The organism is Citrobacter sp. RHBSTW-00986 (assembly GCF_013783065.1).
Taxonomy (GTDB): domain Bacteria; phylum Pseudomonadota; class Gammaproteobacteria; order Enterobacterales; family Enterobacteriaceae; genus Citrobacter; species Citrobacter braakii.
Genome location: NZ_CP056200.1, coordinates 2,449,724 through 2,466,645 on the forward strand (window position 1 = coordinate 2,449,724; position 16,922 = coordinate 2,466,645).

The 16,922-nt window shown below is 52.8% G+C and carries 11 protein-coding genes; 2 read left to right on the forward strand and 9 right to left on the reverse strand.

Annotated elements, in window-relative coordinates:
- Positions 1 to 79: 79 nt before the first annotated feature.
- From narI to HV345_RS12075, 6 genes are all read right to left on the reverse strand, one after another.
- Positions 80 to 760 (reverse strand): respiratory nitrate reductase subunit gamma, encoded by a 681-nt coding sequence (gene narI / locus HV345_RS12050; protein ID WP_003833047.1) that lies wholly within the window; start codon positions 758 to 760, stop codon positions 80 to 82.
- A complete protein-coding gene (gene narW, locus HV345_RS12055; protein WP_181636677.1) occupies positions 757 to 1,452 on the reverse strand; it encodes a nitrate reductase molybdenum cofactor assembly chaperone in 696 nt (231 codons plus the stop codon). Before narW ends, narI begins: the two co-directional genes overlap by 4 nt.
- Positions 1,452 to 2,996 carry a nitrate reductase subunit beta gene (gene narH / locus HV345_RS12060; RefSeq protein ID WP_181636678.1) on the reverse strand — a complete coding sequence of 515 codons (1,545 nt, stop codon included), beginning with the start codon at positions 2,994 to 2,996 and terminating at the stop codon, positions 1,452 to 1,454. The genes narW and narH overlap by 1 nt, the downstream gene beginning before the upstream one ends.
- 17 nt (positions 2,997 to 3,013) lie before the next feature.
- Positions 3,014 to 6,733, reverse strand: a complete 3,720-nt coding sequence (locus HV345_RS12065; protein WP_181636679.1) for a nitrate reductase subunit alpha — start codon at positions 6,731 to 6,733, stop codon at positions 3,014 to 3,016.
- A gap of 113 nt (positions 6,734 to 6,846) precedes the next feature.
- Positions 6,847 to 8,232, reverse strand: a complete 1,386-nt coding sequence (locus HV345_RS12070; protein ID WP_047358146.1) for a NarK family nitrate/nitrite MFS transporter — start codon at positions 8,230 to 8,232, stop codon at positions 6,847 to 6,849.
- 212 nt (positions 8,233 to 8,444) lie between these two features.
- Entirely contained in the window at positions 8,445 to 9,023 is a 579-nt protein-coding gene (locus HV345_RS12075) for a TetR family transcriptional regulator (protein WP_016153113.1), read from the reverse strand.
- A gap of 117 nt (positions 9,024 to 9,140) precedes the next feature.
- On the opposite strand from HV345_RS12075, the gene HV345_RS12080 reads away from it, so the two are divergent.
- Positions 9,141 to 10,628 (forward strand): MFS transporter, encoded by a 1,488-nt coding sequence (locus HV345_RS12080; protein ID WP_103283815.1) that lies wholly within the window; start codon positions 9,141 to 9,143, stop codon positions 10,626 to 10,628.
- On the opposite strand, the gene HV345_RS12085 is transcribed toward HV345_RS12080, so the two are convergent.
- The 3 genes from HV345_RS12085 to yddG form a co-directional block, all read right to left on the reverse strand.
- Positions 10,629 to 11,009, reverse strand: coding sequence for a GFA family protein (locus HV345_RS12085; protein ID WP_087121860.1), 381 nt, complete (start codon positions 11,007 to 11,009; stop codon positions 10,629 to 10,631).
- 143 nt (positions 11,010 to 11,152) lie between these two features.
- A complete protein-coding gene (gene ompD, locus HV345_RS12090) occupies positions 11,153 to 12,247 on the reverse strand; it encodes a porin OmpD (RefSeq protein ID WP_019076795.1) in 1,095 nt (364 codons plus the stop codon).
- Between the two features lie 458 nt (positions 12,248 to 12,705).
- A complete protein-coding gene (yddG, locus tag HV345_RS12095) occupies positions 12,706 to 13,587 on the reverse strand; it encodes an aromatic amino acid efflux DMT transporter YddG (RefSeq protein WP_016156546.1) in 882 nt (293 codons plus the stop codon).
- 287 nt (positions 13,588 to 13,874) lie between these two features.
- Between yddG and fdnG the strand changes: the two genes are divergently transcribed.
- Positions 13,875 to 16,922, forward strand: coding sequence for a formate dehydrogenase-N subunit alpha (gene fdnG / locus HV345_RS12100; RefSeq protein WP_181636680.1), 3,048 nt, complete (start codon positions 13,875 to 13,877; stop codon positions 16,920 to 16,922).

A 16,922-nucleotide genomic window follows, 5' to 3' on the forward strand; every position in this document is an offset into this window, starting at 1 on the left:
GATCGCTATCTTATCCGGCCTACGGTGCCTGGTTGTAGGCCGGATAAGGCGTGTCGTCACCCGACATTTCAATGCGGATTTATCGGCGTGAACGCACTATTTGATAGCGGCGGGTAAAGTACTCAAACGGCGCACTCCACACGTGAACCAGGCGTGTGAACGGGAACAGCAGGAAGATAGTCATCCCCAGAACCAGATGCACACGGAAAATCAACGCCACGCCATCCAGATGCGCAGACGCGCCGCCCTGGAAAGTCACCACCGACTGCGCCCAACCTACCAGTTTCAGCATTTCACTGCCGTCAGGATGCTGCGCAGAGAATGGGATGGTGGTTAAGCCGAGGATACACTGAATCAGCAGAACGCAGAGGATCAGGATATCGGCAGTGGAGGAGGTTGCACGAATGCGCGGATTGGTCAAACGACGTACCAGCAAGCCAGCGCCACCGACCAGCGTCAGCACGCCACAGAGCCCACCGGCGATCATCGCCATCTGCTGCTTTACCGCAATCGGCAGGAACCAGGCATACATCCAGTGCGGGGTTAACATGCCAAACAGGTGCCCGAAAAAGATCCCCAGAATGCCGATGTGGAACAGGTTTGACCATAACACCATGCCGCGTTTGTCCAGCATCTGGCTGGAAGAGGCCCGCCAGGTGTATTGCCCGTAGTCATAGCGTAGCCAACTGCCGAGGATAAACACCGTGCCGCACAGGTACGGGTAGATATCGTAAAAAAAGACGTTCAGGTACTGTATCATTTCGGGCCTCCCGCGCTGACGTCGACATACTGAGGTGCCACGTCCTGGCTAAAGCGTCGTTGATAGTTTTGTAACGGTGAACTGTCACAGGCGGTGGCGTTATCCTCGATAAACTTCACCTGTTCCTCTTCCCAGACGGCATCCAGCGCCTGTCGGGTATCGTCGCGGGTTTCCGTGCCAACCTGTTTAGTGACACTGTCACTTGAAAGATGGCTTCCGGCAAGCAGTAGCAGGGCGTCAAACAGTTGATACCACGGCGTATCACGCTGTTTCAAACGCCCCCCCAGCAGCGCCAGAATCGGTGCGACATTCTGCAATCCTTCTTTGGCCTCCGCTTCCGGCAACACGCTTAAGTACTCCAGATACAGTGGCAGATGATCCGGCAGTTCGCGGCAGTCGAGCTGCAGTCCGACCTTTTCGTACTGCGCCAACAGATCAACCATCGCCTGACCCCGATCGCGAGACTCGGCGTGCACGTGCTCAAACAGCAGCAGAGAGGTGGCCCGGCCCCGGTCAAATATCTCACACCATTCGGCTTGTTTATCCAGTAATGGCGCATTGAGCAGCCCCTGGCTAAATTCGGTAAGTATTGGGGCATCGCTGGCCACAAGCGCCAACGCCTCGTCTTTACACTCCCACAGCAACTCGTCGGGATATTCCATCAGCAGGCCGATAACCTTCAGGATTTGCATTATTCACCCTCCGCTTTATCGCGCACTTCGGTGATGTCGATGGCGTCAATACGACTGCTGTTAAACAGGTTGAATTTGGTATCTGAACCATGGCAGCCGTCGCCAAAGGTAAATCCGCAACCGTTTTTCTCCGGGAACGCATCACGCGCCATTTCACGGTGGCTGGTCGGGATCACGAAGCGGTCTTCATAGTTGGCGATGGCCAGATAGCGATACATCTCTTCAACCTGCTCAACGGTCAGACCCACTTCCTCAATCGCGCGGGTGTCCGTAACGCCTTCTACGGTTTGCGAACGCATATAATGGCGCATGGCCATCATTCGTTTTAGCGCCCGCAGTACCGGACCGGTATCGCCCGCGCTAAGCATGTTGGCAAGGTACTGAACCGGAATTCGCAGTGATTCAACCGCTGGCAGAATGTTGCCATTGTGCGGCAGTCCCCCCGCGTCAGCGACCGACTGAATCGGCGACAACGGCGGTACATACCAGACCATCGGCAGGGTGCGGTATTCCGGGTGCAGCGGCAGCGCCAGCTTCCAGTCCATCGCCATCTTGTAAACGGGCGAACGTTGGGCCGCTTCGATGACGTTGTGCGGAATACCTTGTTTTAACGCCTCTTCAATGACCGCCGGGTCGTGCGGATTGAGGAACACATCGCACTGACGCTCGTAGAGATCGGTCTCATGCTCGGTGCTGGCTGCTTCTTCGATGCGGTCGGCGTCGTACAGCAATACGCCAAGATAGCGGATGCGTCCCACGCAGGTTTCCGAACATACCGTCGGCTGGCCGGACTCAATACGCGGGTAGCAGAAAATGCACTTCTCAGATTTACCGCTCTTCCAGTTAAAGTAGATTTTTTTGTACGGACAACCGCTGATGCACAAGCGCCAGCCGCGACATTTATCCTGGTCGATCAACACGATACCGTCTTCTTCACGCTTATAGATGGCACCGCTCGGGCAGGTGGCGACACAGTTTGGGTTCAGGCAGTGTTCGCACAAGCGCGGTAGATACATCATGAAGGTGTTTTCGAATTGCCCGTACATCTCCTTTTGCATTTTCTCAAAGTTACGGTCGCGGGCACGTTTTGAGAACTCACCGCCGAGCAACTCTTCCCAGTTAGGGCCCCAGATAATCTTGTCCATCCGTTTGCCATCTATCAGTGAACGCGGACGTGCGGTGGGCTGATTCTTGCTTTCCGGCGCGCTATGCAGATGCTGATAATCGTAGGTAAAGGGTTCGTAATAATCATCGATTTGCGGGATCACCGGGTTAGCAAAAATTTTGGTGATAACGCCCATCTTGCCGCCCAGGCGCGGCCTTATCTTCCCGTTAACATCGCGAATCCAGCCGCCTTGCCACTCTTCCTGATCTTCCCAGTTTTTCGGATAGCCAATGCCTGGCTTGGTCTCAACGTTGTTAAACCACGCATATTCCATCCCTTCACGTCCGGTCCAGACGTTTTTACAGGTGACGGAGCAGGTGTGGCAGCCGATGCACTTATCCAGATTAAGAACCATGCCTACCTGTGAGCGTATTTTCATTTTTTCGCCTCCTGTACCTAATCGCGACCTTCATCATCCAGCCAGTTAATATTTTTCATTTTTCTAATCATGATGAACTCATCGCGGTTAGAGCCGACCGTACCGTAATAGTTGAAGCTGTATGCCAGTTGCGCATAGCCGCCGATCATGTGCGTGGGTTTCGGGCAGACGCGGGTGACTGAGTTATGGATCCCGCCGCGCATACCGGTGACTTCCGAGCCAGGGATATTCATGATTCGCTCCTGAGCGTGATACATCATGGTCATTCCCGGCGGCACGCGCTGACTTACCACAGCACGCGCGGTGAGCGCACCGTTGGCGTTAAAGGCTTCAATCCAGTCGTTATCCTCAATGCCCAGCTCTTTAGCATCGGTCTCACTGATCCAGACAATGGGGCCACCGCGCGACAGCGTCAGCATCAGCAGGTTTTCGCTGTAGGTAGAGTGGATCCCCCATTTCTGATGCGGAGTCAGGAAGTTGAGCGCTTTTTCCGGGAATCCGTTAGGCGGAACTTCGCGCATATTGCTGACGCTTCGGGTATCGATAGGCGGACGATATGCCACCAGACTTTCACCAAACGCTCGCATCCACGCGTGATCCTGGTACAACTGTTGGCGACCGGACAGGGTGCGCCACGGGATCAGCTCGTGGACGTTGGTATAGCCTGCGTTATAGGAGACATGTTCACTTTCCAGCCCGGACCAGGTGGGGCTGGAGATGATTTTGCGCGGCTGCGCCTGAATATCGCGAAAACGGATTTTCTCGTCTTCTTTGTTCAACGCCAGATGCGTATGGTCGCGTCCGGTCATCGCTCCCAGCGCTTCCCAGGCTTTCACCGCCACCTGACCGTTCGTTTCCGGTGCCAGGGCGAGGATCACCTCAGACGCGTCCAGCGCGGTGTCTATCAGTGGTCGGCCTTTCGCCGGACCTTCGCGTTTGGTGTAGTTCAGCTTGCCGAGGAAATCGACCTCCGCCTGGGTATTCCACGTAATACCTTTCCCGCCGTTACCGAGCTTGTCCATTAGCGGACCGAGCGAAGTGAAGCGTTCGTAGGTGGCGGGATAGTCACGTTCCACAACGGCAATATTGGGCGCCGTTTTCCCCGGGAGGAGATCGCATTCGCCTTTACGCCAGTCCTGAATGTCAAACGGCTGCGCCAGTTCTGCCGGGGAGTCGTGTTGCAGCGGTTGTAATACCACATCCGTTTCTTGCCCAAGGTGCCCGACGCAAACCTCAGAGAAGACTTTGGCGATGCCTTTATAAATTTCCCAGTCGCTCTTCGATTCCCACGCAGGATCGACCGCCGCCGACAGCGGGTGAATAAACGGATGCATATCCGAGGTGTTCATATCGTCTTTTTCATACCAGGTGGCGGTCGGCAAAACGACATCGGAGAACAGGCAGGTACTCGACATACGGAAATCGAGCGTTACCAGCAGATCAAGCTTGCCCTCTATCGCCGCGGACTGCCATTCCACCTCTTCAGGTTTAATACCTTCGCTTGAACCGAGCGCTTCCCCCTGGATCCCGCTTTCGGTACCTAGCAGATACTTGAGCATGTATTCATGCCCTTTACCGGAGGAGCCGAGCAGGTTAGAGCGCCAGACGAAGAGATTACGCGGATGGTCGTTACCACTATCCGGCTGCTCGCAGGCAAAACGAATTTCACCCGATTTCAGCGCCTGTGCAGTGTATTGTGCAGGCGACACTCCCGCTTGTTCTGCCTTTGCTTTGACGGTCAGAGGGTTGAGGTTGAGCTGCGGCGCGGACGGCAGCCAGCCCATTCTTTCTGCCCGCACGTTAAAGTCGATCAAATGTCCGCTAAACTTGGACGCGTCAGCCAGCGGAGAGAGGAGTTCCTGAGCGGTGAGTTTTTCATAACGCCACTGGCTGGAGTGATTGTAGAAAAACGAGGTGCTGTTCATCTGACGCGGCGGGCGGTTCCAGTCCAGCGCAAAGGCCAGCGGCAACCAACCAGTTTGCGGACGCAGTTTCTCCTGACCCACATAGTGCGCCCAGCCGCCGCCGCTTTGTCCCACACAACCGCAGAACACGAGGATGTTAATCATTCCACGGTAGTTCATATCCATGTGATACCAGTGGTTGACGCCAGCCCCGAGGATAATCATCGAACGGCCATGGGTTTTGTGCGCCGTATCGGCAAACTCACGGGCGATTTGTTCGATATGACGACGAGGGACACCGGTAATTTGCTCTCCCCAGGCCGGGGTGTAGGCTTTCACTTCGCTGTAATCTTGCGCGCTATGAGCGTCATCCAGACCACGGTCGAGGCCGTAATTCGCCAGCACCAGATCATAAACGCTTACCACCGGGCAACGGCTGCCATCGGCGAGGGTAAGATGTTTTACCGGCAGTTGACGAATCAGCACGGGTTCCTGTTTCACGCTGCGAAAATGTGGGTTTTCGTTACCGCCGAAGTAGGGGAATGCCACGCCAGTCACTTCATCATGCTGACCGAGCAGCGAGAGGGAAAGTTCTGTTTCAGCGCCAGCCGCCAGTGGCTCCAGGTTCCATTTACCTTTCTCGCCCCAGCGAAAACCGATAGACCCGTTCGGGACCACCAGTTCGCCAGCAGTGTTAAAGGCCACGGTTTTCCACTCCGGATTGTTACTTTCGCCCAGACCATCGACAAGGTCTGAGGCGCGCATCATGCGCCCTGGCACGTAGCTGCCATCTTCCCGGGCATCCAGCAAAACCAGCATCGGCATATCGGTATAGCGACGACAGTAATTGATGAAGTAATCGCTTGGATTGTCGAGGTGGAATTCTTTCAGGATGACGTGGCCCATCGCCATCGCCAACGCGCTGTCTGTTCCTTGCTTGGGTGCCAGCCACTGGTCGCACAGTTTAGCTACTTCCGAGTAATCCGGCGTAATGGCAATCGTCTTGGTGCCTTTGTAGCGTACTTCAGTAAAAAAGTGCGCATCCGGGGTACGGGTCTGCGGCACGTTTGACCCCCAGGCGATGATGTAGCTGGAGTTATACCAGTCGGCGGATTCTGGAACATCGGTCTGTTCGCCCCAGGTCATCGGTGATGCAGGCGGTAAATCGCAGTACCAGTCATAGAAGCTCAGGCAGGTTCCGCCCAGTAGCGAAAGATAACGTGTGCCTGCGGCATAGGAGACCATCGACATAGCAGGGATCGGGGAGAACCCGGCCACGCGATCCGGGCCATAGGTTTTCACCGTCCAGACGTTGGCGGCAGCAATGAGCTGATTAAGCTCTTTCCAGTTGGAACGGATAAAACCACCGCGCCCGCGTACCTGTTTGTAGCTCTGGCATTTTTGCGGGTCGTTCATAATGGATTCCCAGGCCAGCACCGGATCGGGCTGGCGGGACAGGGCGTCGCGCCACAGTTCGATCAGACGTTTACGCACCAGGGGATATTTCAGACGGTTGGCGCTGTAAAGATACCAGGAGTAGCTGGCACCGCGCGGGCAGCCACGGGGTTCATGATTTGGCAGGTCAGGGCGGGTACGCGGGTAGTCGGTTTGCTGCGTTTCCCAGGTCACCAGTCCGTTTTTGACGTAGATTTTCCAACTGCATGAGCCGGTACAGTTAACGCCGTGGGTAGAACGCACAATTTTGTCGAACTGCCAGCGCTGACGATAGCTGTCTTCCCAGTCCCGGTTGGTGTGCATCACTTGCCCGTGCCCATCGGCAAACGTATCGCCCTTTTGTTTAAAGTAGCGAAAGCGATCGAACAGTTTACTCATGACATAACTCCTGCTTTGAGAATATTGCCGACGGTGAATCGAACGGTAGGCCGGATGGCGGTTAACGCCTTATCCGGCCTATCGAACTGTCCGATCCTGCGGTATCCATTTTGTTATTTTTTTTGTGATTTACGGCCATAGACCAGCCAGGTCACCAGCACGCAGACGATGTAAAACACGAGGAATATTTTCATTGCGCCCACCGGAGAGCCAGTCAGCGCCAGCGATGAACCAAACGCTTTGGGGATGAAAAAGCCCCCCACAGCGCCAATAGCAGAGATGAATCCCAGGGCGGCAGCGGTATCGGTTACCGCCTCACGTTGGGCCTGTTCTTCAGTACCACCGTGCAGCTTGACCCGGTATATGGTGATTTTGCGAAAGATCACCGCGATCATCTGGAAGGTTGAGCCGCTTCCCAGACCCGCAGTCAGGAACAAGCCCATAAACACCAGGTAGAAGGCGACAAAGTTTCCCTCGCCTGACCCTGGCAGGGTGAGAAACAGCAGGGCGCTAAATAGCGCCATAAAGATGAAGTTAATTAACGTGACGCGCACACCGCCGAATTTGTCAGAGATCACCCCACCTGCCGATCGCGCAAGAGCGCCGATGAAGGGGCCGAAGAACGCCAGTTGCAGGATATTCACGTCCGGGAACTGAGTTTTCGCCAGCATGGCAAAGCCTGCCGAAAAGCCGATAAATGAACCGAAGGTGGCGAGATACAGCAGGCTTAATAACCACAGATGAAAACGCTTGAGGACCGGCAACTGGGAAGCAATTGAGGCCTTCGAACTGGCAATATCGTTCATTCCCATGCCTGCTGCTAAGGTGGCTATCAGCAGTAACGGAACCCAAATCCATGCGGCATTGGCCAGCGACAATAACGAGCCGTCGGCTTGCGGTACGCCCTGTACGCCCAAAAAGGTAAAGATAGGCAGAAAGATCACCAGCGGCGCGATCAACTGCATCACGCTGACGCCAAGGTTGCCGAGACCACCGTTAACGCCTAATGCGCTGCCTTGTTTCGCTTTGGGGAAGAAAAAGCTGATATTACCCATGCTGGAGGCAAAGTTTGCGCCAGCAAAACCACACATCAGCGCAATGATAATAAATACGCCAAACGGAGTAGCGTTATTTTGCACGGCAAAACCGAGCCAGACGCAGGGAATAACCAGAATAATCGTGCTAAAAATGGTCCACCGGCGCCCACCAAATATAGGTACCATAAAGGAGTAGGGGACGCGCAATATTGCGCCAGAAAGAGAAGGCAATGCCGTTAATAAAAACAGTTGGTCAGTAGTGAAATTAAAACCAATTTTATTCAGATTGACGGCCACGGCGCTAAACAACATCCAGACGCAGAACGCCAGCAACAGACAACTTACTGATATCCAGAGGTTTCTGCGTGCAATATGCTTACCTTTGTTTTCCCAAAAGGCGGGGTTCTCCGGTTTCCAGTCAGTTAAAAGATAACGATTATTTTTCTCATTTGATGCTGACATATTATTCTCCATGCCCATGCCGTTCATGAAAAAGAAATAAACGCACACAGCGCCGCGCGAGTTCTTTTTAGAAACTATTGAAAAGTTTTGGGAATATTGACTGAAAGAATAGATAAAAAAGCGCAATAACGCGGCGTGATGAGGGAATTACATGTTGCTTAAGTGTTACCAATTGTAAAATTAAAAGATGTATTATTAATTCATCTATAACATCAATTAACTAACTCTAACGTAATCATACGATCCAAATGGCGTTCGAATGCAGGGTCGGCCATTTCCTCAATGCCTAAGACATAGATGCCATCCAGGCCGCAAACCAATGCGATTAAGCGCCAGGCCACCTCGGCCGCATCCGGTATTGCTGAGAATTCACCTGCACTCTGTCCTTGAGTGATGATAGCGGCGGTTTCTTCATGCCACATCCGCATGGTTAGCAGGTAGGCGCTTTTGATTTCCGGATCTTTATCCGCCAGGACCTGCGCTTCGCGCCACAGTTTAATGTAGGGTTCGAACCCGCCATCTTCGCTGCCCAACATAGCATGCAGTCGTTCGCGGAAGCTGGCGTTATCACTGACCTGTTCGGCATCCAGAAGGGTCCGTATCAGTTGCACAAAAGCGAGGGATTTTAACTCACCCGCAGAGGTAAAGTGATGGTGTACCTGCCCGGTGGACACCTGAGCTTCCGTGGCAATACGCCGCACCGTCATAGCAGTAAATCCTTCCTCAAGCGCGACACGCATGGCCGCTTGCAGAATAACTTCCCGACGTTCGTCCCGATTCAGATAGCTCATCTTTCCTCCTGTACCCGTATAGCACGCAGTCTAACAAAAAGTTGGACATACGTTCAAATTTCCGTAGGATCGCTAAAGCTGGACACGTGTCCAGTTTCAGTTTCGTTAGGGAGTTTTATGTTTCGTCAGTGGTTAACGTTAGTCATTATTGTACTGGTCTACATCCCTGTTGCGATTGATGCAACGGTGTTGCACGTTGCCGCGCCCACGCTGAGTATGACGCTGGGTGCCAGTGGTAACGAGCTGCTGTGGATCATTGATATTTATTCTCTGGTAATGGCCGGAATGGTATTGCCAATGGGCGCGCTGGGCGATCGTATTGGCTTTAAACGTCTGCTGCTGTTAGGGGGCGGAGTATTTGGCCTCGCATCGCTGGCCGCTGCCTTTGCCCACAGCGCGGGTTGGCTGATTGCCACTCGGGCTGTATTGGCGATTGGGGCGGCGATGATTGTTCCGGCAACGCTTGCGGGCATTCGCGCAACATTCGCTGAGCAACGGCATCGCAATATGGCGCTCGGTGTCTGGGCTGCCGTGGGTTCCGGCGGTGCGGCATTTGGCCCACTGGTTGGTGGGATGCTGCTGGAGCACTTCTACTGGGGATCCGTATTCTTAATTAATGTGCCAATTGTCCTGGTGGTAATGGCCTTAACCGCGCGCTTAGTGCCGCGCCAGGCCGAACGTCGCGATCAATCGTTAAATTTCGGTCATGCGATAATGCTGATTGTCGCCATTCTGCTGCTGGTTTACAGCGCTAAAACCGCGCTGAAAGGAAATACGGCGACTGCTGCCATTGCGTTGACGCTGTTAACCGGCGCGTTACTGTTGTGGCAGTTTGTCCGCATCCAGCTTGCCGCTTCCCGCCCGATGATTGATATGCGGCTGTTCACGCATCGCATCATCTTAAGCGGCGTTGTGATGGCGATGACCGCCATGATAACTCTGGTGGGTTTCGAGTTACTGATGGCTCAGGAGCTACAGTTTGTTCATGGTTTAACACCGTATCAGGCGGGACTGTTTATGCTGCCGGTGATGCTGGCAAGCGGCTTCAGCGGACCCATTGCCGGTATGCTGGTGTCACGCCTGGGATTACGTTGTGTGGCAACGGCGGGTATGGCGCTTAGCGCCGTCAGTTTTTACGGCCTGGCGATGACAGATTTCAGTACTCAGCAGATTCAAGCCTGGATATTAATGGCTTTGCTCGGTTTCAGCGCCGCCAGTGCGCTGCTGGCCTCTACGGCGGCTATCATGGCGGCAGCCCCGGCAGAAAAAGCCGCTGCCGCGGGCGCCATTGAGACAATGGCTTATGAACTGGGGGCCGGGCTTGGGATCGCTATCTTTGGTTTGTTGTTGAGCCGCAGCTTTTCAGCCTCGATTCTGCCGCCTGTCGGACTTAACCCACAGGAGATAGAACGAGCCTCATCGTCAATGGGGGAGGCGGTGCAACTGGCGCACTCGCTCCCGTCGTCGCTGAGTGAGGCGTTGCTGTCGGCTGCTAAAGAAGCCTTTACCTGGTCGCACAGCGTAGCCTTAAGCAGCGCCGGCAGCATGCTTATCGTATTAGCGGTAGGAATGTGGTTCAGTCTGGCAAAGGTACAGCGTCAATAACTAATGGGCTAAATGACAGGGGTAATCCATCTCTTCGACTTCTTTCCCACTCAGTCGAGCGTATTGCCCCGTCAGCCTCCAGAACGCAGGCTGTGTTTCCGTATAGATCTCTGCCGCTAAAACCAGGCGGCGGCGATCCACCTCATTCAGCTCCAGTAGCGTCCACGGCACAAAATAACGATCGCTGCCCGTTAGGGTAAACCACAGCGGGCACCCGCAACCGGAACAGAAGAAACGTTCACCACGATTTGAAGAAGGGAAGTGCGAAGGTTCTGCTGAATCCGGCGACATCAGCGGCTGAGCGCTGGCTTCCAGATACATAGCGATGCCACCTGACCACTTCTGGCACAGCGTACAATGACAGGCATAGACATCCAGCATTTCGACGTCGACGGTAAAATGACTCTGCCCGCAAAGACAACGACCAGTGAATGTCTGCACGGCATACTCCTTATGACCGAGTCTACATTAAGAGAAAAAGCCAGCCCTGGAAGGACTGGCTTTGTATTCAGACTACAACAAAATTAGAACTGGTAGTTCAGACCAACAGCAACGATGTTGTCAGTGCTTACACCGGCAGCTCTTGTGAAGTTGTTGGCATCCAGCAGGTTGATTTTGTAATCAACGAAGGTGGACATGTTTTTGTTGAAGTAGTAGGTAGCACCCAGGTCTACGTATTCAACCAGATCCTGGTCGCCGTAACCGTTGATGTCTTTACCTTTAGACTTCAGGTAAGCAACGGACGGACGCAGACCGAAGTCGAACTGGTACTGAGCAACAGCTTCAAAGTTCTGTGCTTTATTTGCAATACCGATGATCTCAGTACCTTTAACAGTACCACCAAAGGTAGTCATGTTACGGGTTTCGGAGTAGGTGGTTGCCAGGTAGATGTTGTTCGCATCATATTTCAGGCCAGCAGCCCAAACTTCAGCGTTCTTACCGTCAGCTTTGAACTGACCGCTGTGGTTGTTCTGGGAGTCAGTACGGTCAGATTTCGCATAGGCTGCACCTACGCCGAAGCCATCGTACTCATAGGTAGTTGACAGACCGAAGCCGTCGCCGTTAGCTTCTTTGTCGGCGCTACGATCGTTTTTACCCTGGTACTGCAGGGCAAAGTTCAGACCTTCAACCAGACCGAAGAAGTCGGTGTTACGGTAGGTTGCAACGCCAGTAGTACGGCCAGTCATGAAGACGTCAGTCTGGGTCCAGGTATCGCCACCGAACTCTGGCAGAACGTCGGTCCATGCGCCGATGTCGTAAGCTACGCCGTAGTTACGACCGTAGTCGAAAGAACCGTATTCAGCGAATTTCAGGCCAGCGAATGCCAGACGGGTTTTATCTTTGTCGGAACCCTGATCTTCAGAACGGTTGCCTTTGAATTCATATTCCCACTGACCGAAACCAACCAGTTGGTCGTTGATCTGAGTTTCGCCTTTGAAGCCCAGACGCGCGTAAGTTTTGTCGCCATCGCTGCTGGTATCGTTAGAGAAGTAGTGTTGAGCGTGAACTTTACCGTACAGGTCCAGTTTGTTTGCGTCTTTGTTATATACCTCAGCTGCGTTTACCGCACCTGCCGCCAACAGGCTAGTCACTGCCACTGCAACTAATTTAAGTTTCATTCTAAATAATCCTTATAATTATTTCTTGGTGTGTTTCCTAAACCATTGCTAAACGAAGGAGTTCGTCAATGGCAAACCATTTTTAAATGACGCAGTGGTATAAGTTCAATAATAAGTTTCATAATATTGCGAAATATTTGAAGTTGTGTGATCCAGATCTACATAATATAGCTGATTGTATTAATCTTAATATGTGACAGATCGGAATGGGTATATTTACATGGGGGACTATTGTGCGGACTATGATTTAAATGGCGTTAGTTTCGCAGGTGTAATATATACATGTGAAGAGATATAGATGACCGAGTAATACTTTCTGGCGTTAATTAATTTCCATATATTTAACATTTAATTAAAAAAATATAAACATAAACCGCAGTGGAATGAACAATTATTATTCATTAAATTGTCTAAAGTATAGCCGGATTTTATTTGTTTGTGATAAACCCGACTTTTTTTCAGGCACGGCGTGTTGCCAGCCAGCAAAGCAGAGACCCCGCGCAGACCATCAGCGCTCCTTGCCAGAAGGATAGAGACAGCGGGGCGCTGAGCAACACTGCGGCCAGCGCAGAGGAGAGCACTGGAGTAAAATAAGACCCGACGGCCATAACGGTCACGTTGCCATGCAAAATACCAATATTCCACGCGGCATAGGCAAATCCTAACGTTAATGCTGCAGTGAACATTTTAATCGTCACCGAAGTGCTGAAAACCATTTCCGGTTGAGGCGTAATAAAATAGTAAACCCACAAACTTGCCGCCGTTAGTAAAACGAACACGGTGATGCCGTTAAAACCTTTTGCATATTTATTGGTCACCGTGCAATACGTTGCCCAGATAAAAGCGCCGAGAAAGGCGAGGAAATAGCTAAGCGGGCTGCTGGCAACATTACTGATAATTTCTCCAGGATTGAGACCGTTTTCGCCCCCCAACACCCAACAAACCCCGGTCAATGCGATGATTAATCCAGGAATCACCAACCAGGTTGTTTTTTGGCCATTAAATAAGATGGCGAATAATATTGTCAGACTTGGCCAGAGATAATTGACCATACCCACTTCAATAGCCTGGTGACGAGTAGCGGCATAGCCGAGGGCCAGCGCTAAGCATATTTCATAGCTAACAAAAAGCACGCTACCGGCGATTAAATATCGCACAGGAATTTTTCTGATATTTGGGAATCCGACGGTAAATATCAGCAACAGGCCGCTTAATGTAAAAATCATCGCCGCGCCGCCTGCCGGCCCCAGTCCTTCGCTTACCCCACGAATAAGCCCGACCATCGTGCTCCAGAGCACGATGGCAATAAGCCCAATTAACGTTGCTTTTTGTTTTGTCATGCTGATTGTCTGTCCATGGTACTGGCAAAAATTAAGCTGAAATGTATAGCACCTTTACACCGTAGCGCGCTAATTAATTCCCCTTTGTCTACCCCCTTATGGGTACAAAGGTTAAGCGAAGTGCACTATTTAGTAGCGGAACCGTTTCGTTATTGATTTGACGCAAAAAAAATATGGATATAGCTGATAGTTTCGTCGCGAAGTTGTACATGTCATCTTTCAATCATGCCGCGCTGGCGCAATTTGAGAGATTTCCTGTACGAATCCCTGCAAAAAAGAGGAAAGCAATGGACGTCAGCCGCAGACAATTTTTTAAAATCTGCGCGGGCGGTATGGCGGGAACAACAGTAGCCGCTCTGGGTTTTGCACCCAAAATGGCACTGGCTCAGGCGCGAAACTATAAGCTGTTGCGCGCCAAAGAGATCCGAAACACCTGCACATACTGTTCCGTAGGTTGCGGGCTATTAATGTATAGCCTGGGAGATGGAGCAAAAAACGCCAAAGAGTCGATTTACCATATTGAAGGGGATCCGGATCATCCGGTGAGCCGTGGGGCATTATGCCCTAAGGGCGCAGGATTACTGGATTACGTGCACAGTGAAAACCGTCTGCATTACCCGGAATATCGCGCTCCAGGCTCCGACAAATGGCAGCGTATCAGCTGGGATGAGGCTTTCACCCGTATCGCGAAGCTGATGAAAACTGACCGCGACGCCAACTTTATTGAGAAGAATGAGCAGGGCGTAACGGTAAACCGCTGGCTTTCTACCGGGATGCTGTGTGCATCTGCGGCAAGTAATGAAACCGGCATGCTGACGCAAAAATTTGTGCGCTCACTCGGCATGCTGGCAGTAGACAACCAGGCGCGCGTCTGACACGGACCAACGGTAGCAAGTCTTGCTCCAACATTTGGTCGCGGTGCGATGACCAACCACTGGGTTGATATTAAAAACGCCAACGTCGTGATGGTGATGGGCGGTAACGCCGCTGAAGCACATCCGGTGGGATTCCGCTGGGCGATGGAAGCTAAAAACAACAATGATGCCACGCTAATTGTTGTTGACCCCCGTTTTACACGTACAGCCTCGGTAGCGGATATTTACGCGCCAATTCGTTCCGGCACGGACATTACGTTCCTGTCCGGCGTCTTGCTGTATCTGATTGAAAACAACAAAATCAACGCTGAATACGTTAAGCATTACACCAACGCCAGCCTGCTGGTGCGGGATGATTTTGCTTTTAAAGACGGTCTGTTCAGCGGTTACGACGCGAAAAAACGCCAATACGATAAATCGTCCTGGAACTACCAGTTCGATGAAAACGGCTACGCAAAACGCGATGAAACGTTAAGCCATCCTCGCTGTGTCTGGAATCTGCTAAAACAGCAAGTTTCCCGCTACACGCCGGATGTGGTGGAAAACATCTGCGGTACGCCAAAAGAAGACTTCCTGAAAGTCTGCGAAGTGCTGGCTTCCACCAGCGCAGCGGATCGCACCACCACATTCCTGTATGCGCTGGGCTGGACACAGCATACCGTCGGGGCGCAGAACATCCGTACCATGGCGATGATCCAGTTGCTGCTCGGCAACATGGGGATGGCAGGTGGCGGGGTCAACGCTTTACGCGGTCACTCCAACATTCAGGGTTTAACCGACTTAGGGCTGCTCCCTACCAGTCTGCCAGGCTACCTGACGCTGCCGTCAGAGAAACAGGCCGATCTGCAAACCTATCTGGCCGCTAACACGCCAAAAGCGACGTTGGCCGATCAGGTGAACTACTGGGGCAACTACCCGAAATTCTTCGTCAGCCTGATGAAATCTTTCTACGGCAATGCGGCGCAGAAAGAAAACGACTGGGGCTTTGAGTGGCTGCCGAAGTGGGATCAGTCCTACGACGTCATCAAATACTTCAACATGATGGATAGCGGGAAAGTGACCGGCTACATCTGTCAGGGCTTTAACCCGGTCGCGTCCTTCCCGGACAAAAACAAAGTGGTGCAGTGCCTGAGCAAACTGAAGTATCTGGTGATTATCGATCCGCTGGTGACCGAAACCTCTACGTTCTGGCAGAACCACGGTGAATCAAACGACGTTGATCCGGCTTCTATTCAGACCGAAGTCTTCCGTTTGCCATCCACCTGCTTTGCGGAAGAGGACGGCTCCATCGCCAACTCCGGTCGCTGGTTGCAGTGGCACTGGAAAGGTCAGGATGCCCCGGGTGAAGCCCGCAACGACGGCGAAATTCTGGCCGGTATTTATCACCGTCTGCGCGACATGTATCGCACTGAAGGCGGTAAAGCCGTAGAACCCGTGCTGAAAATGAGCTGGAACTATAAGCAGCCGGACGAACCGCACTCCGAGGAAGTGGCAAAAGAGAACAACGGCTATGCGCTGGAAGATCTCTATGATGCCAACGGTGTGCTGGTTGCGAAGAAAGGCCAGTTACTCAGCAGCTTTGCGCTTCTGCGCGATGATGGGTCTACGTCATCGTCCTGCTGGATTTATACCGGTAGCTGGACCGAGCAGGGCAACCAGATGGCCAATCGCGATAACGCCGACCCGTCAGGTCTCGGTAATACGCTGGGCTGGGCCTGGGCATGGCCGTTAAACCGTCGCGTGTTGTATAACCGCGCTTCGGCGGACCCGCAAGGTAAGCCATGGGATCCAAAACGCATGCTGATCCAGTGGAACGGCACGAAGTGGACGGGGAACGATATCCCGGACTTCAACACCGCAGCACCGGGCAGTGGCACCAATCCGTTTATTATGCAGCCGGAAGGGCTGGGTCGTCTGTTCGCTATCGATAAGATGGCGGAAGGTCCGTTCCCGGAACACTACGAGCCGATGGAAACGCCGCTGGGTACGAACCCGCTGCATCCGAACGTGATCTCCAACCCGGCAGCGCGTCTGTACGAAGCGGATAAGTTACGCATGGGCACGAAACAGGACTTCCCGTACGTCGGGACGACCTATCGTCTGACCGAACATTTCCATACCTGGACCAAGCACGCATTGCTTAATGCGATTGCCCAGCCAGAGCAGTTTGTGGAAATCAGCGAAACGCTGGCGGCAGCGAAGGGGATCTCCAACGGCGATCACGTCAAAGTCAGCAGCAAGCGTGGATTTATTCGCGCAGTTGCCGTGGTTACCCGTCGTCTGCGCACTCTGCACGTCAACGGTCAGCAGGTTGAAACGGTTGGGATCCCGATCCACTGGGGCTTTGAAGGAGTCGCGCGTAAAGGCTATATCGCCAACACCCTGACGCCGAATGTCGGTGATGCAAACTCGCAAACGCCGGAATACAAAGCGTTTTTAGTTAACATCGAGAAGGCGTAA

What these genes read in the sequence shown, in the direction of transcription:
- narW (WP_181636677.1), bottom strand. Translation starts at nt 1,452, where the DNA reads ATGCAAATCCTGAAGGTTATCGGCCTGCTGATGGAATATCCCGACGAG.
- HV345_RS12065 (WP_181636679.1), bottom strand. Translation starts at nt 6,733, where the DNA reads ATGAGTAAACTGTTCGATCGCTTTCGCTACTTTAAACAAAAGGGCGAT.
- HV345_RS12085 (WP_087121860.1), bottom strand. Translation starts at nt 11,009, where the DNA reads ATGCTGGATGTCTATGCCTGTCATTGTACGCTGTGCCAGAAGTGGTCA.
- HV345_RS12080 (WP_103283815.1), top strand. Translation starts at nt 9,141, where the DNA reads ATGTTTCGTCAGTGGTTAACGTTAGTCATTATTGTACTGGTCTACATC.
- narH (WP_181636678.1), bottom strand. Translation starts at nt 2,996, where the DNA reads ATGAAAATACGCTCACAGGTAGGCATGGTTCTTAATCTGGATAAGTGC.
- HV345_RS12070 (WP_047358146.1), bottom strand. Translation starts at nt 8,232, where the DNA reads ATGTCAGCATCAAATGAGAAAAATAATCGTTATCTTTTAACTGACTGG.
- ompD (WP_019076795.1), bottom strand. Translation starts at nt 12,247, where the DNA reads ATGAAACTTAAATTAGTTGCAGTGGCAGTGACTAGCCTGTTGGCGGCA.
- yddG (WP_016156546.1), bottom strand. Translation starts at nt 13,587, where the DNA reads ATGACAAAACAAAAAGCAACGTTAATTGGGCTTATTGCCATCGTGCTC.
- HV345_RS12075 (WP_016153113.1), bottom strand. Translation starts at nt 9,023, where the DNA reads ATGAGCTATCTGAATCGGGACGAACGTCGGGAAGTTATTCTGCAAGCG.
- narI (WP_003833047.1), bottom strand. Translation starts at nt 760, where the DNA reads ATGATACAGTACCTGAACGTCTTTTTTTACGATATCTACCCGTACCTG.